Annotated in this window: 15 protein-coding genes and 1 riboswitch; of the genes, 3 read left to right on the top strand and 12 right to left on the bottom strand. The window is 64.1% G+C overall.

What is annotated here, in order from left to right:
• Positions 1-61 precede the first annotated feature (61 nt).
• Positions 62-577 (top strand): ATP-binding protein, encoded by a 516-nt coding sequence (locus WMO64_RS07035; protein ID WP_349231516.1) that lies wholly within the window; start codon positions 62-64, stop codon positions 575-577.
• Positions 578-630: 53 nt separating this feature from the next.
• On the opposite strand, the gene WMO64_RS07030 is transcribed toward WMO64_RS07035, so the two are convergent.
• Together WMO64_RS07030 and WMO64_RS07025 are read right to left on the bottom strand one after the other, a co-directional pair.
• Entirely contained in the window at positions 631-1,176 is a 546-nt protein-coding gene (locus WMO64_RS07030) for a stage V sporulation T C-terminal domain-containing protein (protein ID WP_294516981.1), read from the bottom strand.
• Positions 1,177-1,363: 187 nt separating this feature from the next.
• Positions 1,364-1,636 (bottom strand): translation initiation factor 2, encoded by a 273-nt coding sequence (locus WMO64_RS07025; protein WP_294516984.1) that lies wholly within the window; start codon positions 1,634-1,636, stop codon positions 1,364-1,366.
• Positions 1,637-1,811: 175 nt separating this feature from the next.
• Between WMO64_RS07025 and sleB the strand changes: the two genes are divergently transcribed.
• Both sleB and WMO64_RS07015 read left to right on the top strand, forming a co-directional pair.
• Positions 1,812-2,486: a spore cortex-lytic enzyme gene (gene sleB, locus WMO64_RS07020; protein WP_349231515.1), complete on the top strand. Its 675-nt coding sequence runs from the start codon at positions 1,812-1,814 to the stop codon at positions 2,484-2,486.
• A 78-nt stretch (positions 2,487-2,564) separates the two neighbouring features.
• Positions 2,565-2,661: riboswitch (purine riboswitch) on the top strand.
• Positions 2,662-2,750: 89 nt separating this feature from the next.
• The gene (locus WMO64_RS07015) at positions 2,751-4,028 is read left to right on the top strand and encodes an amidohydrolase family protein (protein WP_349231514.1); all 1,278 of its coding nucleotides are present in this window, start codon (positions 2,751-2,753) and stop codon (positions 4,026-4,028) included.
• 49 nt (positions 4,029-4,077) lie between these two features.
• On the opposite strand, the gene WMO64_RS07010 is transcribed toward WMO64_RS07015, so the two are convergent.
• The 10 genes from WMO64_RS07010 to WMO64_RS06965 form a co-directional block, all read right to left on the bottom strand.
• Complete coding sequence (locus WMO64_RS07010) at positions 4,078-5,490, bottom strand: hypothetical protein (protein ID WP_349231513.1); 1,413 nt, start codon at positions 5,488-5,490, stop codon at positions 4,078-4,080.
• Between the two features lie 235 nt (positions 5,491-5,725).
• Positions 5,726-7,891 carry a 5'-nucleotidase C-terminal domain-containing protein gene (locus WMO64_RS07005; protein ID WP_349231512.1) on the bottom strand — a complete coding sequence of 722 codons (2,166 nt, stop codon included), beginning with the start codon at positions 7,889-7,891 and terminating at the stop codon, positions 5,726-5,728.
• 122 nt (positions 7,892-8,013) lie between these two features.
• Positions 8,014-9,321 carry a beta-N-acetylhexosaminidase gene (nagZ, locus tag WMO64_RS07000; protein ID WP_349231511.1) on the bottom strand — a complete coding sequence of 436 codons (1,308 nt, stop codon included), beginning with the start codon at positions 9,319-9,321 and terminating at the stop codon, positions 8,014-8,016.
• 123 nt (positions 9,322-9,444) lie between these two features.
• On the bottom strand, positions 9,445-9,618 hold the full coding sequence (locus WMO64_RS06995; protein WP_294516999.1) for a DUF4250 domain-containing protein: 174 nt from the start codon (positions 9,616-9,618) through the stop codon (positions 9,445-9,447).
• A gap of 58 nt (positions 9,619-9,676) precedes the next feature.
• Positions 9,677-12,352 (bottom strand): alanine--tRNA ligase, encoded by a 2,676-nt coding sequence (gene alaS, locus WMO64_RS06990; RefSeq protein WP_349231510.1) that lies wholly within the window; start codon positions 12,350-12,352, stop codon positions 9,677-9,679.
• 51 nt (positions 12,353-12,403) lie between these two features.
• On the bottom strand, positions 12,404-13,063 hold the full coding sequence (locus WMO64_RS06985) for a class I SAM-dependent methyltransferase (protein WP_349231509.1): 660 nt from the start codon (positions 13,061-13,063) through the stop codon (positions 12,404-12,406).
• A gap of 416 nt (positions 13,064-13,479) precedes the next feature.
• A complete protein-coding gene (locus tag WMO64_RS06980; RefSeq protein WP_349231508.1) occupies positions 13,480-14,571 on the bottom strand; it encodes a DUF4340 domain-containing protein in 1,092 nt (363 codons plus the stop codon).
• Positions 14,571-15,974: a DUF7088 domain-containing protein gene (locus WMO64_RS06975; RefSeq protein WP_349231507.1), complete on the bottom strand. Its 1,404-nt coding sequence runs from the start codon at positions 15,972-15,974 to the stop codon at positions 14,571-14,573. The genes WMO64_RS06980 and WMO64_RS06975 overlap by 1 nt, the downstream gene beginning before the upstream one ends.
• A 4-nt stretch (positions 15,975-15,978) precedes the next feature.
• Complete coding sequence (locus WMO64_RS06970; RefSeq protein WP_294517011.1) at positions 15,979-16,683, bottom strand: ABC transporter permease; 705 nt, start codon at positions 16,681-16,683, stop codon at positions 15,979-15,981.
• The gene (locus WMO64_RS06965; protein ID WP_294517013.1) at positions 16,680-17,669 is read right to left on the bottom strand and encodes an ABC transporter ATP-binding protein; all 990 of its coding nucleotides are present in this window, start codon (positions 17,667-17,669) and stop codon (positions 16,680-16,682) included. Before WMO64_RS06965 ends, WMO64_RS06970 begins: the two co-directional genes overlap by 4 nt.
• Between the last annotated feature and the right edge of the window lie 106 nt (positions 17,670-17,775).

The following is a 17,775-nucleotide window of genomic DNA, read 5'->3' as shown; positions in this document are numbered from 1 at the left end:
GATGCGCTCGGCCAGCTCCTCGCTGGCGGACAGCAGCTCCTCGGCGCTGGCGTAGTCGGACGTGGGAAAGTACGACCAACTCAGCGCCTATCTGGACAAGGTCACCGGTGAGGACCTGGCCGCCCTGAATCAGATCGAGACGGGTAACGCCCTGATGGACTACCTGCTCAACCGGAAGCTGGGGGAGGCCCGGCAGCACCACATCCGCACCTGTACCGAGGTGGTGGTGCCCACCAGTCTGGCCGTCAGCGAGGACGCCCTGTGCACCATCTTGCTCAACCTGCTGGATAACGCCATCGAGGCCAGCCGGAAGGAGGAGGACCCCCTGCTCCAGATCACCATCAAGTGCGTGCAGGAGTATCTGGTGTGCGTGGTACGTAACAAGGTCAGCCGGGACGTGCTGGCGGAAAATCCCGACCTGCGCACCACCAAGGAGGACAAGGGCTCCCACGGCTTCGGCGTGAAGATCGTCTCCCAGGCGGTGGAGCGGTGCGACGGCATCCTTCGGTACAGCGTGGAGGAGGGGTTCTTCACCGTGGAGGTCATGCTGCCCCTGGCCCGTCCCAGAGGCGAATAAACAACGAAAAGGGACATGGCCCCCCTCCGGGTTCCATGTCCCTTTCACTCTGTTCAGGACTCCATGTGCCGTCCCAGGAAGCCGGCGATGGTCTGGGCCAGCTTGTAGTCGGTCTCTCCGGCGGCGGACATATCCGGGTCGGCGGAGGCGAAGAGCACGCAGCCCAGTACGTCCCCCTCGGACAGGATGGGTGCGGCTGTGGAGATAAAGTACTTTTCGTTCTCCTCGCTGACCAGCAGCGGGGTCTCTCCCTGGCGGTACTGGTAGATCTGCCGCCCTTCCATCAGCTGCTCCAGGTCCTGGGAGATGCGCTTTTCCGCCAGCTCCCGGCGGGGAGTGCCCGCCACGGCGATACAGCTGTCCCGGTCGGTGATGACCGCGATGGCGCCGGTGGTCTTGTTCAGCGTCTCGCACATCTGGCCGGCGAAGTCCCCCAGCCCGCCCATCAGGGAGTATTTCTTAAAGATGACCCCGCCGTCCTTGTCGGTGTAGATCTCCAGGGGGTCGCCCTCGCGGATTCGCATGGTCCGGCGGATTTCCTTGGGAATCACGACCCGGCCCAAGTCGTCAATGCGTCTTACGATGCCTGTGGCCTTCATAAATAGGATTCCTCCTGCGGTCTTATTTTTCTAAACAGCCCTATTATTTGCAGGTTTCTTTTCCCTATGCGAAGGCGTCCTCTGGTTTCATTTGGCAGCAAAACGGCGTATTTTTTTGAACGCTCTGTCCCTTCCCGCCGTTTCAGACAGCAAAAAGGGAGGGGTGTCGCCCCTCCCCGATTCTAATTTATAAAAACAGCACCAGCGCCCAGGCCAGTGTTGCAGCGGCCGCGCCGGCCAGTCCGTAGACCGGGCCGGGAATCCTGCGCAGCCACCGGCCCGGGCCAGTGTTGCGGCGGATGTACCCGTCCGCCACCCGCTGGGCCTCCTCCAGCACCTGCCGTGCCGTGACGCCCTGGGCGGCAAACGCCTCCTCCTTGACAATAAAGATGGCCTGCTCAAACAGCCGGCGGTCAGGGGACTTGACCACGATCACCCGGCGGGTGACGCCCTTTACCATGTCCCATCATCCTCTCCACATTGAAATTTTATATCTCCAGTATGGCCCGTTTTTTCTTCCACTATTCCCCTCCCGCCGTTTTTTCGGAAACCATTTCCTCCGCTTCTGTCCGCATATCCCGTCTTTTTCCGCCGTACAATATAGCCAAACGCGGAACAAGAAATGGGGGATTCTCATGCAGAACCGGCGCAGGCTGGTGCTTTCCCTGGCAGTGCTCTTTGCGGTCAACATCGCGGTCATCACTTTTTTCCAGTCGGCCCAGGCCGCCGTATACCGGCAGGGCTCCACCGGCGACGCGGTGCGCACCATCCAGACCAAACTGAAGAACTGGGGCTATTTCTCCGGGACCATCGACGGCATCTACGGCCCCAAGACCGAGGAGGCGGTGAAGTACTTCCAGCGGAAAAACGGCCTCACCGCGGACGGAGTGGTGGGTCCGGCCACCCTCCGGGCCCTGGGCATGTCCACCACCGGCGGGGACTCCCCCGCCTCCAGCCAGTCCAACAGCGTGGACCTGCTGGCCCGGGTCATCTCGGCGGAGGCACGGGGCGAGCCCTACAGCGGCCAGGTGGCGGTGGGGGCGGTCATCCTCAACCGGGTGGAGCACCCCTCCTTCCCCAACACCATCGCCGGGGTTGTATACCAGCCGGGCGCCTTCACCTGCATGGTGGACGGGCAGTTCAACGAGCCGGTGGCCGACTCCGCCTACCGGGCCGCCCGGGACGCCCTCAACGGCGCCGACCCCAGCGGCGGGGCCATCTACTACTTCAACCCGAACACCGCCACCAGCGCCTGGATCTGGAGCCGGCCCCTCATCACAGTCATCGGCAAGCACCGTTTCTGCTCCTGACCGGCCCCTTTTCCCCAACCGTCCCTTGACAAAGGCGGCAAAGGCGCATATACTGAATTTGTTCAGGGGTTTCCCCCCGATATAACTAAAGAGAGCACTTATATAGGCCCAAAATCGGTTGGGCGTCTCTACCGGCTGCCGGAACAGCCGCGCTATAAGTCTCCCGGTCATACCGGGAAAGACGCGCGAACCGGCAGCTTTTTTCTGCCCTTCCCGGCGGCTATACGTTTCGTGCGCGCCTATGCGCAGACTGGAGGTTACAATATGAAACAGCGCAGCTTTGCACTCAGGGGCGACCTCTGCTGGAGCAGAGACCCTCAGCACCTCAATACCCTCCGGGACGGATGGCTGGTCTGTGTGGACGGCCGGTCCGCCGGCGTGTTCGAGACCCTGCCGGAGGCGTACGCCAACCTGCCTGTGGAGGACTGGAGCGGCCACCTGGTGGTGCCCGGCCTGGTGGACCTCCACGTCCACGCCCCCCAGTACACCTTCCAGGGCCTGGGCATGGACCTGGAGCTGCTGGACTGGCTGGACCGGCACGCCTTCCCTGAGGAGGCCCGGTACGCCGATCTGGACTACGCCCGCAAGGCCTATACCCGCTTTGTGGAGGACATGAAGCACGGCCCCAACACCCGCGCCTGTGTCTTCGCCACCCTCCACGGCCCCGCCACCCTCCTGCTGATGGACCTGCTGGAGGCGTCCGGTCTGGTGGCCATGGTGGGCAAGGTGAACATGGACCGCAATTCCCCCGACACTCTGCGGGAGGAGAGCCCGGAGGCCGCCGAGGCGGAGACCCGCCGGTGGCTGGAGGCCTCTTCCGGGCGGTATGAGCGGGTGAGTCCCATCATCACCCCCCGCTTCACCCCCTCCTGCACCGACGGCCTCATGGAGCGGCTGGGCAGGCTGCGGAAGGAATTTGACGTGCCGGTACAGTCCCACCTGTCGGAGAATCGGGGCGAGGTGGCCCTGGTGCAGGAGCTGTGCCCCTGGTCCAGGTTCTACGGCGACGCCTACGACCGCTTCGGTCTCTTCGGGGGCGACCACAACTGCATCATGGCCCACTGCGTCCTGTCCGGCGACGAGGAGATCGCCCTCATGAAGGAGCGGGGCGTGTACGTGGCCCACTGCCCCCAGTCCAACACCAATCTGGCCTCGGGCATCGCGCCGGTGCGCCGCTACCTGGACGAGGGCCTCAACCAGGGCCTGGGCAGCGACGTGGCGGGTGGCTCCACCCTGTCCATCTTCCGGGCCATGGCCGACGCCATCCAGGTGTCCAAGCTGCGCTGGCGGCTCCAGGACCAGTCCCTGGCCCCCCTCACCGCCCCTGAGGCCTTCTGGCTGGGCACCGCCGGCGGCGGCGCCTTCTTCGGCAAGGTGGGCTCCTTTGACCCGGGCTACGAGCTGGACGCCGTGGTGCTGGACGACAGCCGCACCGCCCCCGTGCTGCCTCTCCCGGTGGAGGACCGGCTGGAGCGGGCCATCTACCTGTCCGAGGACCGGGACGTGGTCAAGAAGTTTGTCCGGGGCACTGCCCTCTGGTAAGACGCAAAAATCGCCCCGCACCGTAAGTGCGGGGCGATTTTTTGTGCTTTTACAGTCTCCTTCTTCTCCGGCGCACCAGGATGACAGCGGCGGGGATCAGGATCACCGCCAGCAGCAGCAGGAAAACCGGGAGGTAAAAGACCAGGTAGGACAGGTTGGGCAGCGCTTTGGCGGGATGCTCGTCCGCGCTGAGCACAAAGACTAACTCTCCCTCCGGCAGGCCGTCCAGGGACAGGGTGTAGCCTTCCTCCCCCTTCTCAAATCCCTCCAGGCTGCTCTCAGTGATGAAATAAGGGGTGTTCACCCTGATATCCAGGGTCCCGAAGGCCCGCCAGGTCCGGGCCGGAGAGAGCAGGTAGGTGTAGGTGTAGATGGATGGGTCGTAGTTGGTGTTGATGGAGGGATAGAGGGGCGCGGTCACGGTGTTGACCACCCGCTCCCCCGGCTCCACAGTGATCTCATACTCGTACCAGCGCATCAGCGCCCGGGACAGGTCCTCGTGGATGTCGCTGCCGCTGACGACGCCGCAGCTCCACTCACTCCGATTCAGATCCTCCACAAAGGCGTTGTACCAGTCCTGCTCCAGCACGCCGGAGGCGTCGGTCCAGTTTTCCAGGGCCAGGTCCTTGAAGGTCATGGTGGAGGTGTCCACCAGCTCCACAGCGCCGTCAATCTCCTTTTCGCAGGCCCCGTTTTCGTACATCCGCCAGTCCAGCTCCCCCACCGGCTCGCCGAAGCAGCAGACCGTATATCTCACCCCGTTCTCCGCCCAGGTATCCGCCAGCACGCCCTCCTCCAGGGTCTTGCCCCCGCTCTGCTCCATCAGCAGCACTCGGGTGCGGGCCGGGTCGGCGTTCAAAAGAAAGGCGGCGGTGGCGGCCGGGTAGGCCTCGCTGTCCACGCCGGAGACCTGATAGATATATTTCGTCACCGTCAGGTCCGGCGTATAGAAGGGGTCGTCCGCATAGCCGTCGTAGAGCAGGGCCATGTCCCGCTCCAGGTCGAACTGGTCGTACCGCTCCGCCAGGGTGTGCCGCAGACGCTTCTTCACCGCAGTGCCGTCCACGGTGATGTCGTATTTGTCCACGTCAACTCCCCAGCTGGAGGTCTCCAGCTGGTCGTCGTAGAAATTGCCGTAGTCGGGTACGGCCCCGAAGGGGAACACCAGGGTGGCGGTGACGGTGTAGTCCGCCGGGTTGTAGAAAGTGTACTCCGCCGTCACATAGCCGGTGTAGGAGCGGAATTCCTCCGCGGTGGAGTAGTAGTTCCTGGGGAACTCCTGCACCTCAAAGGTCAGCTTCTCCCCCTGCACCTCCAGGGGACATATCTCGTCGGCTATCAGGGCTCCTGTCCTGTCCGTGCCCGACCAGTGGGACTGGGCCGAGTTGGCGGCGGCGGTGGGGGCAATCCACGCCCCCAGGAGCAGCAGGGCCAGGACCGCCTTCCAGATGCGTCCTCTCACACCGGCCACCTCCCTCCTGCCGGGACAAGTCCCACAGGTGCGGGCCCTCCGAGGGTTCCATAGCTGAGCAGAAATTCCGGCATAGGGATGCCTCCTTTCCAGTTCACGGCGTACCTCTCTCCACCTTCAGGATACCATAACGCCCCACTTTCCGCAAGAAATGGTTCTATAAACATGGCCCCGGCGGGAGAAATTCTCCCGCCGGGGCCGTTTTTCGTTCTACTGGGAAATTGCCTCAGTTCAGAGAGCCGCCGCCCTCCTGGGGGTTGAGAATGGTGATGCGGCCGTCCAGAGCGGGGGCGATATTGCCCTGGGCCTTGATATACTCGCTGACCACGGTGCGGTAGTAGTCGTTGGTGCGGTAGACCAGCTTGCAGCCGGGCAGGTCCTGGGCTGCGGTCTCGCCGTTGTGCTCATTGCCGTCGTCGGGGTTGAACACGTTGAGCATGGTGTACCCGTCGCCGCCGCCGCACATGAAGTCGTTGCAGGCCAGGGTGTACCAGGCATCCAGGTCCAGGGGGGTGCCGTCCTCCATCGTCACGGACACAATGCGCTCGCCCGCGGGCTTGGAGCCGTCAAAGGTGTACTTGATGCCGGAGACCTGGGGGAACTTGCCGTTGGTGGTGGGATAACCGTCCACGCCGTTCTCCAGGGCGTCCCACACGGTCTGGCCGGTGACCTCCACCAGGGTGACCTTGTTGTCAAAGGGCAGCATGGCGAACACGTCGCCCACGGTCACGTCCCCGGCGGTGAGGCCGGCACGGATGCCGCCGCCGTTCTGGATGGCGATGTCGGCGTCGCAGTAGTCCCGCAGGGCGTCGGCGGCCAGGTTGCCCAGGGGGCTCTCCTGGGTGCGCACCAGGGGGCTGGACCAGGCGATATCAGAGGCGCACTGGCCAATGACGACCTCCATCTGGGCGTCCAGGTCGGCCTGGTAGTCCTCGATGATGGCCTTGACCTCCGCGTCCTCGGGCACATCGGAGGAGAGGATGATCTGGTTGAAGGTGTAGCCCAGGACCTCACCGTCCTTCAGGTTCAGGTTGGTCTGGTTGACGCAGGTGCCCACGCCGCCGGGGTTGACCACAACGGTGCCCTCGATGTTCAGAGGGCGGCCGAAGATGTCGTTGCCGCCGCCGATCTCCATGTCGATTCCGTCAATTCTGGTGGGTACGGTGTTGTTGCCGCCGTGGAGGTGGGAGAGCATGATGACCACGTCGGCCTCGGCGTCCGCCTGGGCCACAACCTCCTGGCCCACCTCCCACTGGTCGTGGAAGTCGATATCCTGGGTGTTGGCGTAGTGGGTGGTGGCCTTGCTGCCGTCATCGGTCAGGCCCACGATGGCCACCTTCACGCCGTCCAGCTCCTTGACGATGTAGGGCTCGAACTGCTCGGGGTAGGTGCCGTCCTTCCAGTAGGTGTTGGCGGAGAGCATGGCGTAATCCGCCCGCTCCGCCAGGGAGAGCAGATTGTCAAAGGAGTAGTCAAAGTCGTGGTTGCCCAGCACGGTGGCGTCATAGCCCTGGGCGTTCATCACGTCCACGCTGGACTTGCCCAGGGAGATGTTGGCCAGGTCGGTGTTATAGGGGGAGTCGCCGCCGTCGAGGATCAGGGTGTTGGGGTTGCGGCGCTCGGCCTCGTCAAAGAGCCAGGCCGCCCGGGCGGAGCCGCCCACCTCGATGCTGGAGCCGGAGGGAGTGTAGGGCACCATGTTGCCGTGGATGTCGGAGGTGGACATGGTGGTGATGATGGTCAGGTCACGGGTGGCGGTGTCCAGCAGCAGGGCCGCCTCGCCCCGGGTGATGACCGTGCCGTCCAGGGTCAGGCCCTCGGGCAGCAGGCCGTCCGCCCTGCCCTGGGCCAGGAAATCCATGTCCTTGTCCGCGCCGTAGACCGCTTTCATCACGGCCAGGGCGAACTCGGAGCGGGTCATGGTCCTGTCCCCCTGGAAGGCGCCGTCGATCTGGTCCATCAGGCGGGCCTCCAGTACGGTGTTGGCCACGGTCTCAGCCCAGGTCCCCACCGCGTCGGGGGCGGCGGGCATGAGCACCGCGTCCAGGGTGGCCACGGTAGTCTCGGTGGAGTAGAACTGCTTGGTGAGGGGCTCGGGCATGGTGCCGTCCTCATTGGCCTCGGGCGCGGGCGCCTCCATGGAGAACACGGGCACCAGGCAGAAGGCCTCATAGAGCAGGGAGGCCGCGGCGGAGCGGGTCAGAGGCGCCTCGGGGTGGTAGGCCCCGGTGCCGTCGCCCTTGATGACCCCCTTCTCCGCCAGGGCTTCAATGCTCTGGGCGTAGGGGCCCGCCACGTCGGTCAGGGAGACCGCCGACACCGGCGCCGCCAGAGACAGGGACATTGCCAGCGCCAGAGACATGGGCAGGATGCGGATGGGACGCTTTTTCATGCTTACATTCCTTCTTTCTCTCGTTTGTCCTACGGTGCTGCATTATATCAAGGGGCTGGGGCCCGCTCAACCAAGGGCTGGTAAAAAACAGGTAAAATTCCGCAGAAAATGTCGCGCCTTTCTCAGGGGTTCAGAGCGGTAATCTCCTGGTTGAGTGCCTGGAGATCGGGCATTTCAACGGGGTCGTTGGTCAGGCCGTAGGCCCCCTTCAGTGAGAGGATGCGGTACACGCTCTGATCGATCCGCTCCTCACTCAGGCGGCCGGAGGCCACCGCGTCCAGCACCGCCTGCCGGGCCAGGGCCAGATCCCCCTCGTTGTGGCACACCAGCAGCACATCGCACCCGGCCTCCAGGGCCAGGACAGCGGCCTCGTCCAGGCCGTAGTGCTCTGCGATGGCACCCATGGTCAGGTCGTCGGTAAACACCACACCGTCAAAGCCCAGCTGCTCCCGCAGCAGTCCGGTGACCACCGCCTGGGAGAGGGACGCGGGGTGCTCCGGGTCGATGGCCGCCATGAGGATGTGGGCCACCATAACGGCGGGCACCCCCTCCCCTTCCCGGCCCGCAATGGCGCTCCGGAAGGGGATGAGCTCGGAGGCCATCAGCTCGTCCACCGTCTTGGACACCGTGGGCAGGCCCACGTGGGAGTCCACCGCCGTGTCCCCGTGGCCGGGGAAGTGTTTGACCACCGGGATGACCCCGCCGTCCATCAGGCCGTAGGCCACCCAGGGGCCCACCGCCTCCACCGCCTCCGCCGTGGTGCCGAAGGCCCGGGTGCCGATGACCGTGTTCTCCGGGTTGCTCCAGATATCCAGGGACGGGGCAAAGTCCAGGTTGAAGCCGAAGGCGGCACACTCGTGGGCCAGCACCTGGCCCAGGGAATAGCCCACTTCGCTGCTGCCGCTCTGGCCGTAGGTGTAGGCGTCCTCCAGAGGGCTCACCTCGTCGGGCATGCGCTCCACGGTGCCCCCCTCCTGGTCCAGGGAGAAGAAGAGGGGGATGTGTTCCCCGTTTCTGGCCCGCAGGTCATTGACCAGGGCCACCAGCTCCTCCGCCGTGCCCACGTTGCGGCCGAAGAAGATCAGACCGCCCACCTGATAGTCCTGGATCAGGCTGTCCACATAGTCCCCGTCTTCCGTGCCGTAGAATCCGGCGATCAAGAGCTGTCCCACCTTCTCCTCCAGCGTCATAGCCGCCACCTGCTCTGCGATGGGGTCAGCGGCCGGTGTGGAGGCGGGCGGCCCGCTCTCAGCGGGCAGGGACTCCACCGGCCCAGCGGTCCCAGAGGCGGAGGGCGTGGCCGGTACGGGCTCGCGCTCAGAGGCCGTGGGCTCCGCCGCAGACGCCGGAGGCTGGGCCGGGTCGCCGGTACAGCCGCCCATGGCGGTAAGCATGGCAAGTGTCAGAACCATGGTCAGGATTCGCTTCATGTCTTCTCTCCTGTTGTCTCGCGCTTATATCCGGATTCTTTATTCTGCCAAAAATATTGTACCATAAAATACAAAAACGGGGAAGAACCATCTGCGTGCAGACGGTCCTGCCCCGCTTTTTATTTATACGAACTGGTTCCGCTGAGGGTCATAGGTATATCCAATGGCCTCCAGCTTGGCCGTGATCTCCCCGGCGTCGGCCTGGAGATCGTCGCACAGCGCCTCCAGGCTGGGGTACTCATCCCGCAGCTTGGTGTTGAGGTAGCTGAGCAAAATCACAGGGTCCTGAGGCAGCATACGCAGCCCCTCCTTTCCAGTCCACCGGACTGAGCTGTGCGCAGAGACGCCGGGCGGCTTACTGCCCCAGCTTCTCCGCCACGAAATCGTCCACTTTGGCCAGCGCGTCGTCCAGCTTCAGCACGTCGGAGCCGCCGCCCATGGCGCTGTCCGGCTTGCCGCCGCCCTTGCCGCCGCAGCAGCAGCACACCTGCTTGATCAGGTCGCCGGCCTTGACGCCCTTGCTCACGGCCTCCTTGCCGCACACGGCCAGGAAGGTGATCTTGCCGTCGTTGACGGTGGAGAGCACCGCCACCACGTTGGGCTGCTTGTCCCGGAGCATGTCGCCCATCTGGCGCAGCTTGGCCGCGTCGGCATTGGGCAGGGTGGCGGTGAGCACCTTCAGGTCGCCCACGGCGTGGCCGCCCATGAGGAACCGGTCGGTCTCGCCGGCGGCCTCCTTGGCCTTGAACTTCTCCACCATGTGGCGCAGCTCACGCAGTTCGGCGATGGTCTGCTCGGCCTTCTCCCGCAGCTCGCTGGGCTTGGTCTTGAGGACCGCGGCGGCCTCGAACAGCTTCTCCTGGTTCTGGTTCATGACCTTCAGGGACTGGGCGCCGGTGGTGGCCTCGATGCGGCGCACGCCGGAGGCCACGGAGAACTCGCTCTCAATGTGGAACACGCCCACCTTGGCGGTGTTGTCCAGGTGGGTGCCGCCGCAGAACTCCACGGAGTAGCCCTCGCCCATGTCCACCACGCGGACGGTGTCGCCGTACTTCTCGCCAAACAGGGCGATGGCGCCCTTCTTCTTGGCCTCCTCGATGGGCAGTACGTCGGTGTGGACGTTGTAGCCCTCCAGCACGGCCTCATTGACCAGGGCGGACACCTTGCCCAGCTCCTCGGCGGTCATGGCGGAGAAGTGGGTGAAGTCAAAGCGGAGCCGGTCCTCCTCCACCAGGGAGCCGGCCTGCTGCACGTGGTCGCCCAGCACGGTGCGCAGGGCCTTGTCCAGCAGGTGGGTGGCGGTGTGGGCCCGCATGACGGCCTTGCGCCGCTTCACGTCAATGGAGGCGGACACGGTGTCGCCCAGCTTGATGACGCCGCCGGACAGCTTGCCGTAGTGCATATACTTGCCGCCCTTGTTCTTCTGCACGTCGGTGACGGTAAAGACAGCGGAGCCGGCGGTGATGACGCCGTGGTCGGCCACCTGGCCGCCCATCTCGGCGTAGAAGGGGGTCTTGTCCAGCACCACGATGGCCTCCACGCCGGGCATGACCTCCTCGGCCTGCTCATTCTCCACCACCAGGGCCACCACCTTGGCGTCGTCGATGGCGGTGTGATCGTAGCCCACGAACTGGGTCTCGGGCACGTCCTTGCCGAACTCCACGCCGGCCCAGCCCAGGTCGCCCAGGGCCTCGCGGGCCTTGCGGGCCCGGACCTTCTGCTCCTCCATGAGGGCCTTGAAGCCCTCCTGGTCCACGGTCATGCCCTGCTCCTGGACCATCTCAATGGTCAGGTCGATGGGGAAGCCGTAGGTGTCGTACAGCTTGAAGGCGTCGGCGCCGGAGAACACGGTCTCGCCCTTGGCCTTGTGGCCGGAGAGCAGGTCGTTGAAGATCTTCATGCCGCCGTCGATGGTGCGGGCGAAGTTCTCCTCCTCGGTACGGATGACCTTGGTGATATAGTCCTGGCGCTCCCGCAGCTCGGGGTAGTGGCCCTCATTCTCGTGGATGACGGTGTCACACACCTCATAGAGGAAGGGGTCGTTGACGCCCAGCAGCTTGCCGTGGCGGGCGGCCCGGCGGAGCAGGCGGCGCAGCACGTAGCCACGGCCCTCGTTGGAGGGCAGCACGCCGTCACAGATCATGAAGGTGGCGGAGCGGATGTGGTCGGTGATAACGCGCAGGGACACGTCCTTGGCCTGGCTCTCGCCGTAGTGGGCGTGGGTGATCTCGGAGACCTTGTTGGTGATGTTCATGACGGTGTCCACGTCGAAGAGGGACGCCACGTCCTGGCACACGCAGGCCAGACGCTCCAGGCCCATGCCGGTGTCGATGTTCTTCTGCTTGAGCTCGGTATAGTGGCCCTCGCCGTCGTTGTTGAACTGGGAGAACACGATGTTCCAGACCTCGATATACCGGTCGCAGTCGCAGCCCACGGTGCAGCCGGGCTTGCCGCAGCCCCACTGGGGACCGCGGTCATAGTAGATCTCGGAGCAGGGGCCGCAGGGGCCGGAGCCGTGCTCCCAGAAGTTGTCCTCCTTGCCGAACTTGAAGATCCGGTCGGCGGGGATGCCGATCTCCTCATTCCAGATGCGGAAGGCCTCATCGTCGGCGGGGGTGGTCTCGTTGCCGGCGAACACGGAGGGATAGAGCCGCTGGGGGTCCAGGCCCACCCACTCGGGGCTGGTCAGGAATTCCCAGGCCCAGTGAATGGCCTCCTTTTTGAAGTAGTCGCCGAAGGAGAAGTTGCCCAGCATCTCGAAGTAGGTGCCGTGGCGGGCGGTGTGGCCGATGTTCTCAATGTCGCCGGTACGGATGCACTTCTGGCAGGTGGTCACACGGTGGCGGGGGGGCTCCTGCTCGCCGGTGAAGAAGGGCTTCATGGGCGCCATGCCGGAGTTGATGAGCAGCAGGCTGGCGTCGTTCTGGGGGATGAGGGAGAAGCTGGGCAGGCGCAGATGGCCCTTTGTCTCAAAGAACTTCAGGAACATCTCGCGCAGCTCGTTAAGGCCGTAAGCCTTGGGGTTTTTCATGGGAATCTACCTCCACATTTGAATTGCTGATTATTTTCAATTCTGATTTTTTCAATTCTGCGGCGGTGGGGCCGCCGAGCCATCTATCTGTGTCAACTCGATCAGACCGGCGCAGTCGGAATGGCGGGTAAAGGTGAGCCATGGAAACTGCTCTTTCAACCGGTCCACCACGAAATAGATCTCGTCGTCGTCCCAGTCGGTTCCGGCCTTCTCCCTGCACCGCTCCAGTTCCTCCTGTGTGGCAAAGGCCACATCGCCGATATAGATACTCCCGCCCGGGTTGAGCAGGGGGAGCAGTTCTCTCAGGAAATTGGCTTTCTGGCCGTCGGTCAGATGGTGTAGGGAGTAGGTGGCAACGATCGCGTCGTATTTCTGTGCTGACAGCGCGTCAACCAGGCCCTTGCTCAGATCGCCCTGATACAGTTCCGCCTCCGGCATCTTTTCCCGTGCCCGAGCAATCATGTGCGGGGAAAAGTCCTGTCCCCAGATTCGGCAGCCCCGGCCATAAAGCCGCGTAGTCAGTGTCCCTGTACCGAACCCCAGGTCCAGCACTCTGGGGGCCTCGTCACCCCGACGGGAGAGGATGCGGTTGTAAATATCGTTCAGTATCTCCCGATATCCAGCAAAGGGATATCGGTCGGATTCGTCGGACAGTCCCACATCCCTGTCATAGTCGTCCGCCCACAGATCAAATCCCTGGCTGTCAAGCATTCATACACCCCCTGTTCGGTCATAAAAAAAGCCCCGCCCCACGTCAGGGGCGGAGCAAATTCACTCCACGGTACCACCCTGATCTGCCCCAAAACGGAGCATCTCATGTCATCCGGTAACGGGGATGAGGCGTCCCGCTCGTCGCGGGCGGCTGGTGAAGTGGCGCGCGGGTCCGTGTCGCGGAGGGCTCTCACCGTCCCCTCTCGCTCGTCGCGGCGTGGCCCGCTTGGCTTCGTCATGGCTTTTAGCTTAGATATTGTATCACAAACTGTCCGTTTGTCAACACCCCCGCCGCCCTCTTCCGCCGCTTTTCGCCCCGGTTTGCCAGGATTTTTTCCTCCTGCCCGGAGAAATTGTCCACAAAAAGGCGGACGCAGTGGATAACCATCGCGTCCGCCTGTGGGATCATATTGGAATCACTCCGCGCCGCCGTCTGTCTCCGCAGGGCTGTCGGTCGTCTCAGCCGCAGCCTCCGTCTCGCCGGAGGTATCCTCCGCCGTCTCAGACTCGGCCGCTCCCGCCTGGGCGGCGGCGTCGGCCTCCGCCTGGGTCTGGGCGGTCAGCAGCCCCAGCAGGCTGTCCGGCGTGGCGGCGTACATCAGGTTCACCTGCTGGGAGCCCTCCAGCTGGGCGTAGTAGTAGCCGTTCTCGTCAGTGCCGCCCAGCAGCAGGGTGACGCTCCCGCCCTCATAGGTTATGGTGATCCTGGCGGCGGTGTCGTCCAGACCGCAGGCGGTCAGGGTGTCCTCGCTGGGCTTCCAGTAGGCGCAGGAGGTGAAGGACAGCCCGGCCAGGGCGTCCACGCCGTCCTCCAGATTGCTGTCCTCACTGTACAGCGCCTCCCCATCCCGGCTCCAGACATAGGAGGTGGTCTCGTTGCCCTCCTCATCGGTATCGGTGACGGTCTCCTTGGTAAACAGGGTGGTGACGCCGCCGGAGGTGATCTCCACCGACTCCACGCTGGACTCGGTGACCGTGGGGATGGTGTCCAGATCGATCATCTCCATCAGACCGTACTCGGTCTGGTTCATCAGCGCGGCGGAGATGGTATACACCTGGGTGTCTCCAGCGGGACGGGCGTAGTAGTTGCCGTCCACCTCGCTGCCCACGGTGAGCTCCACGCTCTCCCCGTCAGCGGTGGCGGCGGTGAGGGTCAGGTCGGGGGCGTCCAGCCCGTAGGAGGAATCCTCCTCCGGGTCCGGGATGACCTTCACGGCCGAGAGCTGGGAGAGGGTGGTCTCCACGGCGGTCAGGTAGCTCTGGTCCAGGGGGAAGTCGGCGTCAGAGGCGTCGTGCCACTGGCCGTCCTCATCCTTCTCAAAGGACAGGGTCTCCCCCGACCGCTGCCAGGCGAGGGCGGTGATGTCCTCCAGCCGGGCCAGATAGGTGCTGTCGTCCACCTCCCGGTCCTCGGCGGTGTCGTTCCACCAGCGCAGGCCCAGATAGGCCGCCATGCACACCACCAGCACGCCCACCAGCACATACATCAGCTTGGTCGCCTTGTTCATTACAGTTTCCTCCTGCGCAGCCAGTACACCAGGCCCACGATCAGGGTGATCACCGGGATGACGGCGATGAAGAGCAGGCTCCAGCTGCCGGCGTTCTGGATGGTATTATAGGTGGTCTCCAGGCTCTTGGGCTCAATGGAGATGTTGTCGATGTCCTCAAAGCCGTCGGTGACCGCGTTCATGAACACGTCCAGGTTGACGCCGTTGGGGATGGTGTTCAGGATGCTCTCGTCCACCAGGGAGGCCGAGGAGATGACGGTGAGCCGCCCGGCGGCGTTCCCGTCCCCGTCGGTCTTCTCGCTCACCGCGCCCAGGAGATAGGTGCCCTGGGTCTGGGTGCCGTCCTCTGTGACGGCCACGCCGGAGGAGGAGGTCTCCAGGAAGGGGGTGACGGTCACGTTGTCGGGCAGGGTCTCCAGCTCGGTCATGCCCCGGACGTTGAGCATCAGGGTCAGGTCGTCGTCCGAGAAATCACTGGTGATGGAGCTGGAGGAGGAGAGCACCGGCGCGATGGCGTAGGCGCTGCCCAGCTGGGGATAGTACCGGGCGGTGTCGGCCACGTAGCCGTCGGCCAGGGTCAGGCCGTACTCCGCCATGAGGGCCTCCCAGTTGGGCAATTTTTCCTCGGTCTTGGCCAGGACAAACATCACCTGTCCGCCGCCGTCCAGATAGGTCTCGATCATGGACAGCTCGTCGTCGGTCAGGTCTTTGGACGCGCCGTAGCTGATGAGCAGGCTGCAGTCCTCGGGCACAGTGCCGGTGAGGAGCAGGCTGGTGCTGTCCAGGGTCAGGTTGGCCTTCTCGATGGCGTCGGTGACCTGGGTGGACAGGGCGGTCTCGCCGTGGTTCTCCATGGTGTAGATCACCGTGTCGTTGTCGCCGGTCACATAGTCCACGGCAGAGGTCAGCTGACCCTCGGCATCAAACTCGGTCTCATATTTCTGGCCGTACATATAGTAGTACATCTGGTCATAGACGATGATGTCGTCAAAGGAGATGGCCTTGGCCTTGCCCGTCTCCTCGCACCGGACCACCAGGGAGTTGACCGCCGCGTTGTAGCTCTCGGCGGCAGAGGGGTGGGCCACCGGGTCCACCTCCGTGACGGTGATATGGCCGGAGAGGGCGGCGTAGTTGTCCAGGAACTTGGAGATGCGCTCATCCACGCTGCTCTCCTCGGCCAGGACCACGATCTCCACGTCCTTGTCCAGCCCGGCCAGGAACTCCTTGGAGGTGTCGCTGACGGTGTAGAGCTGTTTGTCCGACAGGTCGAACTCCAGCAGATGGGTGGGCAGCTGGCCCACGATCAGGTTGATGAAAATCACGATGGCCACCACGATGGCGGTGGTAGCCGCCAGGTAACCGCCCTGGCGGAGCTTGTGATGGTTCTTCTTCAAAGCGGTCACCCCCTCAGTTCCAGCGGCGCTTCTGGAGCGCCTGCACGGTCAGAAAGACAAAGAGCCCGGCCAATGTCAGGTAGAGCACCACGCCCCGCACGTCGAACACATTATAATAGGCGAAGTTGTTCAGCACGGAGCTGAAGGAGAACAGCCCCAGCACATTGGACAGGGCGTCGGGCAGGAACTGCATCAGGCTGTCCCACAGGTACAGGGTCAGCAGGGCGGCGAAGGTGCCCACGGCGGCGATGATCTGGCTCTCGGTGAGGGAGGAGATGAACATGCCCACCGCCACGAACACGCACCCCATCAGGAAAAAGGCGAAGATGGATGCGTAGTCCGACAGGAGCTGGGACGTGCCGTTGGCGGCGATGATGAGGGGGCAGATGCAGGAGAGGGCCATGGGGATGGCCAGGATGGTCACCATGGCCAGATACTTGCCCATCACCACCCCGGTCACGGACACCGGCGCGGTGAGCAGCAGCTGGTCGGTGCGGCTGCGCCGCTCCTCGGCCATGGAGCGCATGGTGAGCACGGGCACCGCCACCAGCAGCACCACCATCACGTTGAGCAGGGTGGTGGCAAAGCCGGGGGCGCCGTAGTACAGGTTGTTGGCCATAAAGTAGATGCCGATGAAGAACACTACCACGGCGATAAAGAGATAGCCCGTCATGCTGGTGAAATAGGAGCGCAGCTCCCGTTTGTACACAGCCTTCATTCCGCCTCATCCTCCTCTTTTTCCCCGCGGGCTGCGGACGGCTCCGCAGGGACGCCGTCGTCGGCGGTGAGCTTGAGGAACACGTCCTCCAGGGTCATACCGGCGCTGCGCAGCCCCAGCAGGGCCACGCCCTCCGCCGCACAGGCCTGGAAGATCTTCTCCCGCAGGTCTCCCTTGCGGCTTTCCACCCGGAAGGTGCTCTCCCCTTCCGCCGCGCCGGGCCGGTAGGACACCGCCCCCGCGCCGGACACGCCCCGCAGCAGGTTCCGGCCCGCGGCCTCGTCCGCCTTCAGGGTGACCTCCAGGGCAGTGGTGCCGGCCAGCTGGCGCTCCAGCTCCTCCGGTGTGCCCGAGGCCACCATCTTCCCGTGGTGGATGATGAGGATCCGGTCGCACACCGCCTGGACCTCGGCCAGAATGTGGGAGCTGAGGATCACGGTGTGCTCCCTGGCCAGGTCCCGGATCAGGGTCCGGATCTCAATGATCTGCTTGGGGTCCAGGCCCACGGTGGGCTCATCCAGGATCACGATCTCCGGGTTGCCCAGCAGAGCCTGGGCGATGCCCACCCGCTGCTTGTAGCCCTTGGACAGGTTGCGGATGAGGCGGCCCGCCACATCGGTGAGCATGGTGCGCTCCATGACCCGCTTTACCTCGCCGCTCCGGCCTCTGGCGGGGACTTTTTTCAGCTCGGCGGCAAAGAGCAGGTACTCGGTCACCGTCATATCCACATACAGGGGCGGCTGCTCGGGCAGATAGCCGATATGACGCCGGGCCTTTTCCGGCTCATCGGTCATGCTGTGCCCGTCCACCAGCACCTCGCCCTCGGTGGGGCCCAGATAGCCGGTCATGATATTCATGGTGGTGGACTTACCCGCGCCGTTGGGACCCAGGAACCCGTACACCTGCCCCTGTTCCACGGTGAAGCTGAGGTGGTCCACCGCCGTGTGACGGCCGTAGCGCTTCACCAGGTCGCGTACTTCTATCATGCCATATCCTCCTTTGCTCTGCCGTCCCGGACAGGGACGGTACTCATGCAGAGCAGAGCATATCAGCCCAAGCTGAAACCAGACTGAAATACCCATGAACTTTTTG

The organism is Pseudoflavonifractor intestinihominis, from assembly GCF_040096055.1.
Taxonomy (GTDB): Bacteria; Bacillota; Clostridia; order Oscillospirales; family Oscillospiraceae; genus Pseudoflavonifractor; species Pseudoflavonifractor intestinihominis.
The sequence above is the reverse complement of the archived record's forward strand: the minus strand, read 5'-3'. Positions and strand labels throughout refer to the sequence as shown.